This is a genomic window from Streptococcus parasanguinis, from assembly GCF_001069785.1.
Lineage (GTDB): Bacteria > Bacillota > Bacilli > Lactobacillales > Streptococcaceae > Streptococcus > Streptococcus parasanguinis_T.
Genome location: NZ_JVSR01000089.1, coordinates 1 through 15,189 on the forward strand (window position 1 = coordinate 1; position 15,189 = coordinate 15,189).

Genomic DNA, 15,189 nt, shown 5'->3' on the forward strand with positions numbered 1-15,189 from the left:
TCAATAATTCCGAGTGCCTGAAACTGAGTCGTTTCAGGCACTTTTCTCACGGCGGAAAGTTTCATTAGATGACTGAATAACTATAACGAGTATAATTTTTAAAGAATTGATTGGATTTTATAAAAGATTCGTTTCTCTACGCTCTCAACAATCCCTCGAGCAGGGATTGTTTTTGTTTGTCTCAGTTTATTTACGATACAAGCGATCGTATTGGTAGACAGGGTCCATGGTGACGTTGATACCGAGCTTGCGAAGGACATTCTTGTCTTCGTCTGTCAGCATCACGGTTGAATGGGCTTCACTGCCTTTCAACTTGCCTAATTCTTGCATCGCAAGCTTAGCATCTTCGTTACTCATGGCCGTAATGGCTAGGGCAATGAGGATTTCGTTCGAGTGAAGACGAGGATTGCGGCTACCCAAATGATTGATCTTCAAGCCTTGGATAGGTTGGACGTATTCTGGCTCGATTAATTTGGTTTCTTTATCAATATGCGCCAATTTCTTGATCGCATTGATCAAGAGGGCTGCTGTTGGACCAAAGAGATCAGAGGTTTTTCCGGTTACCATCTCGCCGTTTGGCAATTCAAGGGCCAAGGCTGGCTCCCCTGTTTCTTCTTCTTTTTGGCGGGCAAGCACGGTCACTTTCCGGTCATTTGGAGTAATGCCTAAATCATTCATCAAGAGCTCAATCTTCTTGACAGCTCCTTCACCGACGCGTTCAGCTTTGACATCCAAAATGGTTTGGTAATAGCGACGGATGATTTCTTGTTGGGAAGCTTCAATCGCAGCGTCATTGTCCACAATGGCAAAGCCAACCATGTTGACGCCCATGTCTGTTGGAGAAGCGTAAGGAGAGGTTCCTAAGATGCGTTCCAACATGCGCTTCAAGACAGGGAAGATTTCGATATCGCGGTTGTAATTGACTGTTGTTTCCCCGTAGGTTTGGAGGTGGAAAGGATCGATCATATTGACATCGTCTAGATCTGCAGTCGCTGCTTCATAAGCTAAGTTAACTGGGTGGTGCAAAGGAAGATTCCATACTGGGAAGGTTTCAAACTTAGCATAACCTGATTTGATCCCATTTAATTGGTCATGGTACATATTGGACATACAAGTTGCCAGCTTACCAGAACCAGGTCCAGGAGCCGTTACAACGACCAAATTGCGGCTAGTCTTGATGTAGTCATTTTTCCCCATCCCTTCAGGAGAGATGATGTGGTCCATATCGGTCGGATAGCCCTTGATCGGATAGTGGAGATAAGAGGCGATGCCGCTCTTGTCCAGTTGTTTGCGAAAGGCGTCTGCTGCAGCTTGTCCAGCATATTGGGTGATGACAACAGAGCCTACAAAGATCCCCAATTCATTGAATTTGTCGATCAAACGTAGCACTTCTTGATCATAAGAAATTCCTAGATCCCCACGGGCTTTTGAGTGCTCAATATTGTTGGCATTGATGGCAATGACAATTTCCACTTGGTCGCGCAATTCTTGGAGCAACTTGATCTTATTATCTGGTTCGTATCCAGGGAGGACACGAGCAGCGTGGAAGTCTTCTAACATCTTACCACCAAATTCAAGGTAGAGCTTGCCATCGAATTGGTTGATCCGCTCAATAATGTGGTCACGTTGCAAGTTCAAATACTTTTCAGAACTAAAAGCTTGTTTTTTCATGTAAAACTCCTGTATATAAGGGAAGGGCCTGCCACACAAATCCAAGGATGAGTGTTCTGTTCCCTACCATTTCATTCTTTCATATTATATCAGAAAACAGATGGAAGATAAAATATTCTAAGATACTTTCCTAAGATGAGGTTAGACATCATAGAATTTGATTGTTCAGGCATATTTTTTTACATAAAATGACCTAAGTGATGCTAAACAAATAAAATGAGGTAGTCTATTAAGGTCATTGCAGGGTGCACTTAAACTTTCCGCTGTGAGAAAAGTGCCTGAAACGACTCAGTTTCAGGCACTCGGAATTATTGAGACCTCAGGCTCAATAATTAGTCTTGGAACTTCGGAGAAGTTCGCAGACGTCCGTACTCACCTAAGGAAAGTTTTTAAGAGGATTTTATCCTCGATCTGAAAGTCCCTTACGGGGACTCGTGATAGATGTTGCTTAATAGTGTTTGATCAAATCAACTGTAGAGCGATCCAATTTCTTAACCAATGCTTGTAAGAAGGCTTGCGCTTGCAAGAAATCATCCATGGCATAGAGGGTTTGGTGAGAGTGGATGTAACGTGCACAGACACCAATAGTGGTTGATGGGACTCCACCATTCTTCAAGTGTGCTGCACCTGCATCGGTACCACCTTTGGCACAATAGTATTGGAATTTGATGCCCGCTTCTTCAGCAGTAGTGAGCAAGAAATCCTTCATATTTGGTAGCATGATGTGACCTGGATCGTAGAAGCGAAGCAGTGTTCCTTCCCCAATCGCACCTTGGTCTCCAAAGACATCAGCTGCTGGCGAACAGTCTACAGCAAGGAAGATTTCAGGATCAAATTTAGTGGTTGAAGTGTGAGCTCCACGAAGTCCCACTTCTTCTTGAACGTTGGCCCCTACATAGAGTTCGTTGTTTAAGGCTTGTCCAGAAAGACTCTTAGCCAATTCGCTGACCATCAAGACGCCGTAGCGGTTATCCCATGCTTTTGAGATGACGTTTTTACCATTAGCAGTGAGAATCGCAGAGCTATCTGGGACCAAAGTATCTCCAGGACGGATCCCATAACTTTCAGCTTCAGCCTTAGAGCTAAAGCCTGCATCAAAGACGATGTCGCTAATGGCAGGTACGGTTGGTCCACCTGTTCCACGTGTCAAATGAGGAGGAACAGATCCTGAAATAGCAGGGTATTCACGTCCGTCACGTGTAAAGAGTTTGAAGCGTTGGCTGCTGACGACCATCGGATTCCAACCTCCGATTGGGACAACACGGAAAGTCCCATCAGCTTTGATTTCGCTGATCATGAACCCAACTTCATCCATGTGGGCAGCTACTAAGATACGAGGAGCATCGGCTGCTGTTGAGTGTTTGACCCCAAAGATCCCACCGAGACCATCTGTCACGATTTCGTCCACATGAGGGGTCAATTGTTGGCGCAAATAATCCCGTACAGGGGCTTCATGACCTGAGATAGCAGGGATTTCAGTTACTTCTTTGATTTTAGAAAATAAATCAGTCATAGGTTACCTTCTTTCTGATGTTATTTTATCACTTTTTCTACAAGGATGGTAGCGTTATTATGGAAATCAGTCTCTAAAAGCGGAGGGAGAGATCTAGCCTAGACCGTTGTCCCTCTGCTTATTTTGTGTTACAATAGGCACTATGAAAGCTAAAAAAATTATTTTGTCTAGTCTGGCTGTAGCAAGTGCAGGAGCCCTTGCGGCCGGTGTTTATAAAATTGCCAAAGATCAAAAGCGTCTTCGTACCCAAGAAGAATTGGTAGCAGAAGTACGGGAGCAAATGGAAGCCATGGGAAGGATTGCGACCCTGTATGTGGAACTCTACGAGTCTAGTGAAGAGCGCTTAGTAGGTGGTGTCATTTTTGAAGATGAGCGCCATTACCGCTTTGTCTATGAGGATGGTCTCTTGCATTACGAAGAGGAAAAATTATGATTACACCAAATTCTCTAGAAGAAATTGCTTCATACGTAGAGCAAGATGGCAAGAAAGTGTTTGTCTTTTCAGCAGATTGGTGTGGGGATTGCCGTTACCTCAAACCTTTTTTGCCGGAGATTGAGGCTGAAAATCCCGAATTTACCTTTATCTTGATTGACCGCGATGCCTATATGGATCTGGCGAAAGTCTGGGATGTTTATGGGATCCCAAGTTTGGTGGTTCTGGAAAAGGATAAGGAAATCGGTCGGTTTGTCAATCGGGATCGGAAAACCAAAGCGCAGATTACAGCATTCTTAGCAGGATTAAAATAGGAGAAAATCATGATTGTAACATACAACAAAGAACAAGTCGGCGATGTCTTGATGTTGACCCTGAAAAATAGTGGGGAAGCCAAGCTCGCGGTGGAGAGAAAAGGAAAAGTGGCTCGTGTTTACCGTGAGGACAACCAAGAAACGGTTGCCTGGAATATCTTTGATGCCTCATCTTTCTTCGCCATCGAAGGCAAGGGCCAAGTCTTTTTGACAGATGAGCAAGTAGCTCGTTTGAACCAAGAATTGGAAAGAGAAGGCTTCGCAGAACGATTGGTCAATGATCGGGAACCAAAATTTGTGGTGGGAGAAATCCTTGAAATGGTAGCCCATCCAGATAGTGACCACTTGAATATCTGCCAAGTAGCAGTTGGACCAGATAAGACGGTTCAGATCGTAGCTGGAGCTCCAAATGCGCGGGTGGGTCTAAAGACCATTGTCGCTCTTCCAGGTGCTATGATGCCGGATGGCAGCTTGATTTTCCCAGGGGCCCTTCGTGGTGAAAAAAGTTATGGCATGATGTGCAGTCCGCGTGAATTGCACTTGCCAAATGCTCCTCAAAAACGAGGCATTATTGAATTGGATGATGCAGAAGTAGCAGGGACACCTTTTGATCCTGCTCGTCACTGGCACGAATAAAGAGAAGAATCTAGGATGTTTTGGATCCTAGATTTTTTTGATTTTGGTTTGTCACCTCCATTTTTTGAAATTTTTTCGAATAAATAGATAGGAGGTAAATGATGTATAATAAAGTTATTTTAATCGGTCGCCTAGTAGCGGCCCCAGAATTGCATAAAACCAGCACAGACAAATCCGTTGCCCGAGTGACCGTTGCGGTCAATCGTCGCTACAAGGACCAAAACGGGGAGCGAGAGACTGATTTTGTCAATGTGGTTGTCTGGGGGAAATTGGCTGAAACCATGGCTAGTTATGCCAGTAAAGGGAGCTTGATCTCTTTGGATGGAGAGATTCGGACGCGCCGCTACGAGAAAAATGGGGTCATGCAGTATGTGACAGAGGTCCTCTGCCAAAGTTTTCAGTTGCTAGAGAGCCGCGCTCAGCGAGCGATGCGTGAAAATGGTGGAACGGGAGATTTAGCCGATATCATCTTAGAAGAGGAAGATCTTCCCTTTTAGGATCAAAAAAGAAAGCTGGTTCGTTTATAGACCAGCTTTTTTGATACTTGCTAGGGATTTCATTCGGGAACAAGTCTTTTAAAAATAAATCAAAAATATGCATCTGTACAATAAAAGCCAGCACTTTTCTTGAAAAAGTAGTAAAATAAAGTAATATATATTCAAAATTTTCAGAAAAGGAACGGAGTTTGAAGGGGAAAGAAGAAAGAAAAGAACGGTTGAAATGGCTGATAAAACGGGTTCTACTGGTGATTCCGGTGGCCTGCATCCTCTTGTGGATCTATGCCGTTTGTCAAACCAGTAGCATCAAGGATCAGACCAAGATCGGTGTCACCTATATGACCATGAACAATGAGTTCTATAAAAGTATTCATTCGGAAATTAGTCGGATTGCTGATGAGAGAGGGGCTCTTGTATCTGTTCGAGATCCAGAATTGGACGAAAAAAGGCAGAGCCAGCAGATCGATGATTTTTGCGCTCAAAAGGTAAATGTGATTGTGATTAATCCGGTTAAAGGGGATAGTCAGCCCATTTTAAGAGCTCTTAAAAAAGCTAGAAAACAAGGAATTAAGATCATTGCAGTTGATACCCAGCTCAAGCATTTTAAGCCGGATGCCAGCATTGTCTCTGATAACTACCAAGCAGGAGTCTTGATTGCGAAAGAGCTGACGAAACGCTCTTCAAATGCTCGGATCCTTCTCTTGGAGCACAAAGGGACTGTTTCGGCAGATACGCGGATTCAGGGATTTAAGGATACCATCAAAGGACATGGCTCTTATGAGATTATCTCTGAACTAGAAACCAAAGGTCAGACGGAGATCGCCATGCCGGCTGTCCGTAAGTTCTTGCAGTCAGGGGGGAATGTCGATACACTAGTTGCCCTAAATGACCGCTCGGCTATAGGAGCTTTAGCAGCGATCAAGGAGCAAGGAATCACTCATCCCATTGCGATTTATGGGATCGATGGCTCACCAGATATGAAAGCCTTGCTACACTCGACAGATGATGTCGTGGGAACCGTTGCCCAGTCTCCGTTGAAGATGGGAGACCGCGTGATGGAGGTCATCCAAGATATGACGGCTGGGAAAAGCTACCAAAAAGAGATAACCATTCCGGTTCAAATGATGACAAAGGAAAACATCGATCACTTTGATGTGAATGGGTGGCAGTAATGAGAAAATTTAGAGGTGTGAGATACAGTTTAGCCATCCTGATGGTCGTAAATTTTATCGCTGTGATGCTCAACAGTATCATCTATCTTCAAGCAACCAACTATATCATTGCTCAACGACAAGCTTCCCTATTAGTAGAACGCTTAGAGCGCATTCCTTTTGCGCCCTCTACAACTTTTTGGTTGTCTGCATTCTTATTTGCTGGGATTGCCTTGATCTCCATGAGTCGTTACCGGTCTCAAACGAGTCGATGGTCCATTTTTGATAAGTGGAATATTCTGGAGATCCTCCTGATGTTGCTCTTGATGTGGGTCCAAAATGTAGCTTATAACGGGCTGATTCTCTTGGTTTTTGCGGATATCTTCTATGGTTCCAAAGAGTTGAATACCAAGCGAGACCGCAAGTATTGGTTTGCGTTTATCCTAGTGAGTTTCTTGATGCTTCTTGTGACCAATTCAGACGTCTTTTCGCTTTTCTTTCCGATACCTTCTCTGGATGTCTATATTCATTTTTATCCTGCCTCCATTCGGATTCTGGCCTTTTTCTTGAAGAATTCCCTCTATGCTTTGAATATGGTGCTCTTCATTATTTCGCTTTTGTTCTATATTATGAATGTTCTTGCGGAAAACCACGAAGTAGAAGAAGAGTTGGCCATGGTTTCGAAGGTCAATACGGAGTTGAACAACTATATGGCCTTGTCTGAGAAGATTGCAGAAGATCGGGAGCGCAAGAGGATTGCTCGGGAGATTCACGATACCTTGGGGCATGCGCTAACAGGAATCTCGGCAGGCTTAGATGCTGTCGGAGTCTTGATTGATATCGATCCCAATCGGGCAAAAGAGCAGGTAAAAAACGTATCAGAAGTTGTCCGGGAAGGAATCCAGGATGTGAGAGGCTCTCTCAACCGCCTCCGTCCAGGTGCCCTTGAGGGACGAACCCTCAAAGATGCTTTAGAAAAGATGATCCGCGAGTACCAGACGCTTTCTAACTTGCAGGTTGATTTACACTATGAATGGGTCGATGTCGATATGGACGTCATGATTGAAGATACGATCTTTCGTGTGATTCAAGAGTCTATGACCAATGCGGTTCGCCACGGTCATGCCAGTCAGATGAGCCTTCATTTTTTTGAGGACGAAGAAGATTATCTGATCGAGTTGCAGGACAATGGGGTTGGGTTTGAAACCTTGACCTATGGCTATGGGCTCAAGCAGATGATGGAACGAATTTCTATCCTAGGAGGACAGCTTCAATTTGAAAACCGCGATGGATTTTTCACGCGCGTTAGTTTACCGAAAAATAAAGAAGGGAGATAGAGATGGTGATAAAAGTAATGGTGGCAGATGACCAGGCCTTGATTCGAGAATCTCTGAAAATTATTTTGTCAGCCCATCCCGATATCGAAGTGGTGGCCACGGTGGAAGACGGGAACCACGTCTTGTCTAGCATTCCGCAGACACATCCTGACCTGATCTTAATGGATATTCGGATGCCAGGCATGGATGGAGTTTTGGCGACAAAAGAAGTCAAAGAGCACTATCCGGATATCAAAATTATTATTTTAACGACCTTTGATGATGATGAATTTATCTATAGTGCACTCAAGTATGGTGCTTCAGGTTATCTTTTAAAGGGAGCCTCGACAGAGGAACTCTATGAAGCGATTAAGGTGGTGTATCAAGGTGGAGCCATGATCAACCCGAATATCGCTAGTAAAGTCTTTCAAATTTTCTCACAAATGGCCAAAACCAACTTCTCTATTGCTGTAGATGAGGACAATGTCAAGGATTTGAGCACGACGGAATGGCGCATTATCCAAGAGGTCGGCTATGGGGAGTCCAATAAAGAAATTGCGGCCAAACTCTTCTTATCAGAAGGAACCGTGCGCAATTACTTATCAACGATTTTGGCGAAATTAAACCTACGAGATCGAACGCAATTAGCGATCTGGTCAGTCCAAACAGGAGTGACGAGACGTGATTTTTCTAAAGGAAATACAGAATGAAATTGAAGCGAAAGCATCTTTGTTGGGGGATCGGTCTCCTTGTTGTGCTCTGTGCGAGCGCGGGTTTCTATTGGTGGAAACAGCAACCGACCGTCCTCCATATCGGCGTTTATGCAGGTTCTAGCTGGGATGTGCCGACCAGTCAACGTTCCCATGCCTTGGATCGTGCGATTCAAAAATTTGAAAAATCCCATCCTCATGTCCGTGTAGAGTATGAAAACGGGATTCCGCAGTCGGATTATTCAGACTGGCTCTCTGAAAAGATTGTCTCAGGAAAGACGCCGGATGTGTTTATGGTCTCTGAGCAAGATCTTTCTTTATTAGCAGCGCGAGGCGTATTAGAAAAGTTAAACGGCTATATGGATCGAAAAGATCAAGCAACATTTTATCCCGTTGCCTTTGAATCGGGTGTCTATCAGGGGCAAACCTATGCCTTGCCTTATGAAAGCAATCCGATTTTGATGTGTGTCAATAAAGATCTCTTGGATAAAGAAGGCATCGCGGTTCCTAAAGAAGGTTGGACCCTTGAAGAGTTCTATACGATTTGCAAGAAACTAACCAAAGATACCAATGGGGATGGGCAACTGGACCAATTTGGGAGTACAGAATACACCTGGAAAGAAGCCTTGGCGGCAAATGGAGGTCATCTCTTCCAAGGTGGCATGCTCAAGCTGACAGCTCCAGAGGTGAAAGAGTCTCTGACTTTTCTGCAAAAATTGGAAGATCTAAATAAAAATTACAAGGTGAGCTCTAAAGATTTTGACCAGGGGAAAGTCGCCTTCTATCCCATGACCTTGGCCCAATATCGGACCTATAAACCTTATCCCTATCACGTTTCTAAATATTCAAACTTCACCTGGACCTGTATCCCGATGCCGGCTAAGTCAAAAACGACCAAGGCAACCTTGGTCACGACGACTTCTTTTGCTATGTCGGCTCGAAGTTCTCATTCCAAGTTGGCTTGGGAATTGATGCAACTCTTAACAGAGGATCCAGACATTCAACAAACCCTCTTTGCCCAATCCCAAGGGATCTCTGTCATGCCACAGGTGGTCAAGAGTCGCTCTAGTAAAGACCTTCTGCAGGTGGATGACTTTGGAACGGATTCCTTGACCAATCAGACCTTGAACCGCATCATGGAACAAGCTGTTGAAAGTAGTCCGAAAAATGTCTCAAAAGAGGTGTTAGAAAAGTTAGATTACTTGATTGGCAATGCCTTGCGCGATCAAGATGTTGAGAACCGCTTGCCTCAAATTCAGAGGGAGATTGAAAGTAGTCTACAGGTAGGAGTTTAGAGTAAAATAAGATGGCATTTTGTCAAGTGACAGATGTCATTTTTTTATTGCTAAATGTCATATTGGGAATGTGACATTTGACAATGTAAAAACGCTTTCAAATAATCTACAATAGAGTCAAATAAAGGAGGCGTAGAAAAATGAAATACCTCGTTTTGGTCAGTCATGGTGGACTGGCAGAAGGTCTAAAAACATCACTAGCCATGTTTGCTGGTGATAAGATGGATCAGGTCATCGCAGTTGGACTCAAAGAAGGAAAATCAGTTGATGACTTCGCAGTTGATTTCAGAGAGAGCATTTCAGGATTGACAGCTGATGATTCTGTTTTGGTCTTGGCAGATATCGTAGGTGGTAGTCCATTAACCACTGCAGCCACGGTTCTAGAAGAAGCTGGAAAGCTCGATGGAGCCTTGATCCTTGGTGGGATGAACCTTACCATGGCCTTGACGGCAGTTGTGATGAAAGATGTGTTGGATGGAGACGATTTGTCAGCTACCATCTTATCAGAAGCACGATCTGCACTACAGCCTTTTGAAGTTTCAGCCACTAGTGCTGAAGAAGATGATGACGATATTTAATAGGGAGGTACCTTATGGTAGTAACATTTGTACGGATTGATGATCGCATGATTCACGGTCAGACAGTCACACGCTGGGCAAAGGAAAAACCATGTGATGGTTTGATTGCCGTAAATGATGCAGCAGCATCAAACAAGGTTTTGATCCAAGCTTACAAAGGCGCATCAGACAAGAAAACCTTTGTATGGACAAAGGAAGCCTTTAAGGAAAAATCAGCAAAAGTAACAGAATCAGATAGTCGTTACTTCTTGATCACCAAAAATCCAATCGATATGAAGGAAATTTTGGTCGACCAAGGGTTTGTCCCAGGTGATGTTAAAGAAATCATCGTAGGCCCTGCAAATGATCGTCCTGGAGCTGTAAAATTGGGAAATAACCAATCCATCACCCAGGAAGAAGCAGAAGCCTTCCAAGCTATTCAAGCAGCAGGCTACAAGGTGAAATTCCAATTGTTGCCAGATGTTTCCATCGGGTATTGGGATGATTTCAAATCAAAATTTGGTTTTTAAAACTAACAGTCCTATCTGTTAGGTAAATAAATTTACAAACAAAAGGAGCGTTTGTTATGACAATTTCATGGATTCAAGCAATCTTGCTTGGTATTTTCGCCAGCTTGTCTTCAATGCCTGGTATGGGAGGTTCCAGTATCGGGAACTATACACTCGGTCGTCCTTTGATCGGTGGGTTGATTTCAGGTTTAATTCTTGGAGATGTGACAACTGGTATTATGGTCGGGGTTGCTCTTCAAGTCGTTTATATCGCCTTGGTAACACCTGGTGGTACCGTATCTGCCGATGTGCGTGCCATCTCTTACATCGGTGTTCCTCTTGCTATCTTATTTGTGCATGCCAATAACATCACAGATGAAGCTGGAATCGCCGCAGCTGCAGCTCCAATCGGTGCAGCCGTTGGGACAATCGGTACAGTTCTTTTCTACGGTACCGCTACTATGAACTTGGTATGGCAACACATCGGTTGGAAAGCCGTTGAAGAAGGAAACTTCAAAAAACTCTACGCAGTTGACTGGGTTTACCCTTGGATCTCTCACTTCCTCTTCTCTTTCCTTCCAACAATGATTATCACCAAATACGGTGAAAACATGGTTGATTTGATGAAACAATACCTTCCTATGGATGGTTACTGGATGAAAGCCCTCTTTACAGTCGGTGCTCTTCTCCCATGTGTCGGTATTGCCATCTTGTTGAAACAAATTGTTACAGAAGCAACTGACTTCATTCCATTCTTTGTTGGATTTACCTTGGCGAAATCTCTCGGATTGAACTTGGTATCCAGTGCCGTTGTTTCATTAATCTTTGCAGTAATCTACTATGAACTTGAAGTGATCAAATCGATGAAAGCTGCTCCAGCCGGAGTGGTGGACCAAGACGATGATGAGGAGGATATTTAAAATGGCTGATAGAAAGAAAATTTCAAAGAAAACATTAGCAAAAGCATTCCATCATTGGTATTATGGTCATTTGACTTGTTTCTCTCAAGAACATATGCAAACCTTCGGGTACTTGACTTCTATGCTTCCAATCGTAGAAGAAATATATGACACAAAAGAAGAACAAAAGGATGCTATGCAAACCTATACGGCTTTCTTCAACACTGAACCACAACTTGGATCTCTTGTTGTAGGGATCACAGCTGGTTTGGAAGAAGCGCGTGCAAACGGAGATGCAGTAGATGGCGAAACCATCAACGGTATGCGTGCCGGTTTGATGGGACCAATCGCTGGTATTGGTGACTCATTGGTCGTTGGTACCTTGATTCCAGTTCTCTTAGGGATTGCCCTTGGCCTTTCTAAAGGTGGTAACGTCGCTGGTGCTCTCTTCTACATCGTCGTATGGAACCTCTTAGTCTACTTTGGTATGCGCTTTGCCTTCTTCAAAGGTTACCAATTAGGGGATAAAGCCGTTGAATTCCTTGTAGGACCAAAAGGACAAGCTCTTCGTAAAGCGATCAGCGTTGTCGGTGGTATGGTTATCGGTGCCGTAGCAGCTACTTGGGTATCTGTTACAACAGCCCTTCAATTCAAGAACGCTGAAGGAAAAGTCTTCTTGAACATCCAAGAAAAGATCGATGGTGTTTATCCAGGTCTCTTGACAGCAGCCTTCATCACTCTTTGCTGGTGGTTGATGTCTAAGAAAAAAATTTCACCAAACAAAGTCATGTTACTTCTCGTTGTAGTGGCTTTGATCGGTGTTGCCCTTGGTATCTTCGACCCACATCTTAAATACTAAGGAAAAGAAAAAACGAATTTGCTAGTAGGAGTTTTTGAGAATGAAGTGAATTGACCTCCTTTATTTGCACTTCATTCTCAATTTTTATCAGGAGGAATCCCATGGTTACAAAACAAGAACTTGTCAATGGATATGAAACAGAAATCAAGTACCAACGCCACATGCTTGAAAACCTTGGTCGTTGGTTCAGCTTACTCTTTATCATTGCCAGTATTGGTGTGGTATTGATCTATCTCTTTCACAAAAGTTTCCTCCCACTCTTGATCCTCGGGATTTTACTAGCCTTGGTTGGAATTTTAGGCATGATTGTTTTTGGATATGGCATCTACCGCGGGCGGATCAATCTTCAAAAAGTGATCGACGATTTCAATCAAAAATTGACAATTTTAAATTGATATTTTAGAAACATCTCATTTATTTTTGAGGTGTTTTTTTCTTGACTATTTCTGACCAAGTGATACAATAGAAACATAAGTTAGCACTTACGTATAGAGAGTGCTAAAAACACGTATGGAGGAATGAACATGTTAAAACCATTAGGAGACCGTGTGGTCTTAAAAGTAGAAGAAAAAGAACAGACTGTTGGAGGTTTTGTCCTCGCAGGTGCGAGCAAGGCTGATACAAAAACAGCTGAAGTAGTGGCCGTTGGTGAAGGTGTGCGTACCCTAAGTGGCGAACTCATTGCTCCAGCTGTAAAAGCAGGAGACCACGTTTTGGTTGAAAGCCATGCAGGAATTGAAGTGAAAGATGGGGAAGAAACCTACACCATCGTTGGAACATCAAACATTCTTGCAATTGTAGAGTAAGAGAAGAAAGAGGTAAGAGAAATGGCAAAAGATATTAAATTTTCATCTGATGCACGTTCTGCAATGGTCCGTGGTGTCGATGTCTTAGCAGATACAGTGAAAGTTACGTTGGGCCCTAAAGGACGCAATGTTGTTCTTGAAAAATCATTTGGTTCACCCTTGATCACAAATGATGGGGTAACTATCGCAAAAGAAATCGAATTGGAAGATCATTTTGAAAATATGGGTGCCAAATTGGTGTCAGAAGTGGCTTCTAAGACTAATGATATCGCAGGTGACGGTACAACAACCGCAACTGTTTTGACTCAAGCCATCGTCCGTGAAGGAATCAAAAACGTCACTGCAGGAGCTAACCCAATTGGCATCCGCCGTGGGATTGAGACCGCTGTTGCAACAGCAGTAGAAGCTTTGAAAAACAATGCGATCCCAGTATCGAGCAAGGAAGCCATTGCTCAAGTAGCTGCTGTGTCTTCTCGTTCTGAAAAAGTCGGTGAGTACATCTCTGAAGCCATGGAAAAAGTTGGTAAAGATGGGGTCATCACGATTGAAGAGTCTCGTGGAATGGAGACAGAACTGGAAGTCGTTGAAGGCATGCAGTTTGACCGTGGTTACCTCTCACAATACATGGTCACTGATAATGAAAAAATGGTGGCAGATCTTGAAAATCCATACATTTTGATCACTGACAAAAAGATCTCAAACATCCAAGAAATCTTGCCATTGTTGGAAAGCATTCTTCAAAGCAACCGTCCACTCTTGATCATCGCAGATGATGTCGATGGCGAAGCTCTTCCAACACTTGTCTTGAACAAGATCCGCGGTACCTTTAATGTCGTAGCTGTCAAGGCACCAGGATTTGGAGATCGCCGCAAAGCCATGCTAGAAGACATTGCCATCTTGACAGGTGGTACAGTCATTACAGACGATCTTGGTTTGGAATTGAAAGATGCAACCATTGAAGCCCTTGGTCAAGCAGCTAAAGTTTCAGTCGATAAAGACAGTACTGTCATTGTCGAAGGTTCTGGTAACCCAGAAGCGATCGCTAACCGTGTGGCTGTTATCAAGTCACAAATCGAAACTACAACCTCTGAATTTGACCGTGAAAAATTACAAGAACGTTTGGCCAAATTGTCTGGTGGTGTTGCCGTGATCAAGGTCGGTGCTGCAACAGAAACAGAATTGAAAGAAATGAAACTCCGTATCGAAGATGCCCTTAATGCGACTCGCGCAGCCGTTGAAGAAGGAATCGTTGCCGGAGGTGGTACAGCTCTTGTCAATGTCATCTCTGCAGTCGCAGCCCTTGAATTGGAAGGGGATGAAGCGACCGGACGCAATATCGTTCTTCGTGCTTTGGAAGAGCCAGTTCGCCAAATTGCTCACAATGCTGGTTACGAAGGATCCATTGTGATTGATCGCTTGAAAAATGCCGAAGCCGGAACAGGCTTCAATGCTGCAACAGGTGAATGGGTGAATATGATTGATGCAGGAATCATCGACCCTGTTAAAGTCAGTCGTTCAGCCCTTCAAAACGCAGCTTCTGTTGCTAGCCTCATTTTAACAACTGAAGCAGTCGTAGCCAACAAACCAGAACCAGCAGCCCCAGCAGGACCAGGAATGGATCCAGGCATGATGGGTGGGATGATGTAACCTGATACCAATGATTGGTGCTAAAGCACCGAATCATTGGACGGTAGCCGCTATGTTGCGGCCTACCTAATCATCTTACTAGCTCAAAGGGAGGAAAATATCGTTCCTCCCTTTTCACGTCGTAACCCCTTGGTTAATTTATCAGGTGCATTTATTGTTATGGCAAGCACCATGGTGCCTTGCCGAAGTGTCTTACTAGCTCAAAGGGAGGAAAGTATCGTTCCTCCCTTTTTCGCGTCGTAACCGCTACAAATGATTGAGGCTATGACTCTCATCATTTGACGCCAGCCGCTATTGTGCGGTCTGGCTAATCGTCTTACTAGCTCAAAGAGAGTGGGACAGAAATCGGTAATTCGTTAGAATTCGATTTCGTTGT

General features: G+C 43.8%; 17 protein-coding genes. 15 read left to right on the forward strand and 2 right to left on the reverse strand.

The features are described from left to right. Positions 1 to 186: 186 nt before the first annotated feature. Positions 187 to 1,671, reverse strand: a complete 1,485-nt coding sequence (locus ADG03_RS08200) for a DUF1846 domain-containing protein (protein WP_003009791.1) — start codon at positions 1,669 to 1,671, stop codon at positions 187 to 189. Positions 1,672 to 2,119: 448 nt separating this feature from the next. Beyond that, positions 2,120 to 3,184 (reverse strand): glutamyl aminopeptidase, encoded by a 1,065-nt coding sequence (gene pepA / locus ADG03_RS08205; protein ID WP_021154295.1) that lies wholly within the window; start codon positions 3,182 to 3,184, stop codon positions 2,120 to 2,122. Positions 3,185 to 3,326: 142 nt separating this feature from the next. Between pepA and ADG03_RS08210 the strand changes: the two genes are divergently transcribed. The 15 genes from ADG03_RS08210 (at position 3,327) to groL (ending at position 14,813) form a co-directional block, all read left to right on the forward strand. Then, positions 3,327 to 3,617, forward strand: coding sequence for a DUF4651 domain-containing protein (locus ADG03_RS08210; RefSeq protein WP_049472862.1), 291 nt, complete (start codon positions 3,327 to 3,329; stop codon positions 3,615 to 3,617). Then, positions 3,614 to 3,931 carry a thioredoxin family protein gene (locus ADG03_RS08215; RefSeq protein ID WP_021154296.1) on the forward strand — a complete coding sequence of 106 codons (318 nt, stop codon included), beginning with the start codon at positions 3,614 to 3,616 and terminating at the stop codon, positions 3,929 to 3,931. The genes ADG03_RS08210 and ADG03_RS08215 overlap by 4 nt, the downstream gene beginning before the upstream one ends. 9 nt (positions 3,932 to 3,940) lie before the next feature. Further along, on the forward strand, positions 3,941 to 4,567 hold the full coding sequence (gene ytpR, locus ADG03_RS08220; protein ID WP_023919637.1) for a YtpR family tRNA-binding protein: 627 nt from the start codon (positions 3,941 to 3,943) through the stop codon (positions 4,565 to 4,567). 101 nt (positions 4,568 to 4,668) lie between these two features. Continuing rightward, entirely contained in the window at positions 4,669 to 5,064 is a 396-nt protein-coding gene (locus ADG03_RS08225; RefSeq protein ID WP_003004675.1) for a single-stranded DNA-binding protein, read from the forward strand. A 188-nt stretch (positions 5,065 to 5,252) separates the two neighbouring features. After that, positions 5,253 to 6,236, forward strand: coding sequence for a substrate-binding domain-containing protein (locus tag ADG03_RS08230; RefSeq protein ID WP_049472859.1), 984 nt, complete (start codon positions 5,253 to 5,255; stop codon positions 6,234 to 6,236). Beyond that, positions 6,236 to 7,552, forward strand: coding sequence for a sensor histidine kinase (locus tag ADG03_RS08235; protein ID WP_049472858.1), 1,317 nt, complete (start codon positions 6,236 to 6,238; stop codon positions 7,550 to 7,552). Before ADG03_RS08230 ends, ADG03_RS08235 begins: the two co-directional genes overlap by 1 nt. A gap of 5 nt (positions 7,553 to 7,557) precedes the next feature. Next, on the forward strand, positions 7,558 to 8,241 hold the full coding sequence (locus tag ADG03_RS08240) for a response regulator transcription factor (protein WP_037585171.1): 684 nt from the start codon (positions 7,558 to 7,560) through the stop codon (positions 8,239 to 8,241). Further along, positions 8,238 to 9,536 carry an ABC transporter substrate-binding protein gene (locus tag ADG03_RS08245; protein ID WP_049472856.1) on the forward strand — a complete coding sequence of 433 codons (1,299 nt, stop codon included), beginning with the start codon at positions 8,238 to 8,240 and terminating at the stop codon, positions 9,534 to 9,536. Before ADG03_RS08240 ends, ADG03_RS08245 begins: the two co-directional genes overlap by 4 nt. 140 nt (positions 9,537 to 9,676) lie before the next feature. Then, positions 9,677 to 10,114, forward strand: a complete 438-nt coding sequence (locus tag ADG03_RS08250) for a PTS sugar transporter subunit IIA (protein WP_049472855.1) — start codon at positions 9,677 to 9,679, stop codon at positions 10,112 to 10,114. 14 nt (positions 10,115 to 10,128) lie between these two features. After that, the gene (locus ADG03_RS08255; protein ID WP_000261775.1) at positions 10,129 to 10,623 is read left to right on the forward strand and encodes a PTS sugar transporter subunit IIB; all 495 of its coding nucleotides are present in this window, start codon (positions 10,129 to 10,131) and stop codon (positions 10,621 to 10,623) included. Positions 10,624 to 10,679: 56 nt separating this feature from the next. Next, complete coding sequence (locus ADG03_RS08260; RefSeq protein ID WP_003004789.1) at positions 10,680 to 11,522, forward strand: PTS mannose/fructose/sorbose/N-acetylgalactosamine transporter subunit IIC; 843 nt, start codon at positions 10,680 to 10,682, stop codon at positions 11,520 to 11,522. Beyond that, complete coding sequence (locus ADG03_RS08265; RefSeq protein ID WP_049472902.1) at positions 11,506 to 12,360, forward strand: PTS system mannose/fructose/sorbose family transporter subunit IID; 855 nt, start codon at positions 11,506 to 11,508, stop codon at positions 12,358 to 12,360. The genes ADG03_RS08260 and ADG03_RS08265 overlap by 17 nt, the downstream gene beginning before the upstream one ends. 101 nt (positions 12,361 to 12,461) lie before the next feature. Continuing rightward, the gene (locus tag ADG03_RS08270; RefSeq protein WP_003004348.1) at positions 12,462 to 12,755 is read left to right on the forward strand and encodes a hypothetical protein; all 294 of its coding nucleotides are present in this window, start codon (positions 12,462 to 12,464) and stop codon (positions 12,753 to 12,755) included. A 129-nt stretch (positions 12,756 to 12,884) separates the two neighbouring features. Continuing rightward, positions 12,885 to 13,166: a co-chaperone GroES gene (gene groES, locus ADG03_RS08275; RefSeq protein ID WP_003013619.1), complete on the forward strand. Its 282-nt coding sequence runs from the start codon at positions 12,885 to 12,887 to the stop codon at positions 13,164 to 13,166. A 21-nt stretch (positions 13,167 to 13,187) separates the two neighbouring features. Then, positions 13,188 to 14,813, forward strand: coding sequence for a chaperonin GroEL (gene groL, locus ADG03_RS08280; protein ID WP_049472854.1), 1,626 nt, complete (start codon positions 13,188 to 13,190; stop codon positions 14,811 to 14,813). Positions 14,814 to 15,189: the final 376 nt, after the last annotated feature.

Coding starts and splice junctions, on each gene's coding strand:
- groES (WP_003013619.1), top strand. CDS start 12,885: ATGTTAAAACCATTAGGAGACCGTGTGGTCTTAAAAGTAGAAGAAAAA.
- groL (WP_049472854.1), top strand. CDS start 13,188: ATGGCAAAAGATATTAAATTTTCATCTGATGCACGTTCTGCAATGGTC.
- ADG03_RS08250 (WP_049472855.1), top strand. CDS start 9,677: ATGAAATACCTCGTTTTGGTCAGTCATGGTGGACTGGCAGAAGGTCTA.
- ADG03_RS08225 (WP_003004675.1), top strand. CDS start 4,669: ATGTATAATAAAGTTATTTTAATCGGTCGCCTAGTAGCGGCCCCAGAA.
- ADG03_RS08260 (WP_003004789.1), top strand. CDS start 10,680: ATGACAATTTCATGGATTCAAGCAATCTTGCTTGGTATTTTCGCCAGC.
- ADG03_RS08255 (WP_000261775.1), top strand. CDS start 10,129: ATGGTAGTAACATTTGTACGGATTGATGATCGCATGATTCACGGTCAG.
- ADG03_RS08210 (WP_049472862.1), top strand. CDS start 3,327: ATGAAAGCTAAAAAAATTATTTTGTCTAGTCTGGCTGTAGCAAGTGCA.
- ytpR (WP_023919637.1), top strand. CDS start 3,941: ATGATTGTAACATACAACAAAGAACAAGTCGGCGATGTCTTGATGTTG.
- ADG03_RS08265 (WP_049472902.1), top strand. CDS start 11,506: ATGAGGAGGATATTTAAAATGGCTGATAGAAAGAAAATTTCAAAGAAA.
- ADG03_RS08200 (WP_003009791.1), bottom strand. CDS start 1,671: ATGAAAAAACAAGCTTTTAGTTCTGAAAAGTATTTGAACTTGCAACGT.
- ADG03_RS08235 (WP_049472858.1), top strand. CDS start 6,236: ATGAGAAAATTTAGAGGTGTGAGATACAGTTTAGCCATCCTGATGGTC.
- pepA (WP_021154295.1), bottom strand. CDS start 3,184: ATGACTGATTTATTTTCTAAAATCAAAGAAGTAACTGAAATCCCTGCT.
- ADG03_RS08245 (WP_049472856.1), top strand. CDS start 8,238: ATGAAATTGAAGCGAAAGCATCTTTGTTGGGGGATCGGTCTCCTTGTT.
- ADG03_RS08215 (WP_021154296.1), top strand. CDS start 3,614: ATGATTACACCAAATTCTCTAGAAGAAATTGCTTCATACGTAGAGCAA.
- ADG03_RS08270 (WP_003004348.1), top strand. CDS start 12,462: ATGGTTACAAAACAAGAACTTGTCAATGGATATGAAACAGAAATCAAG.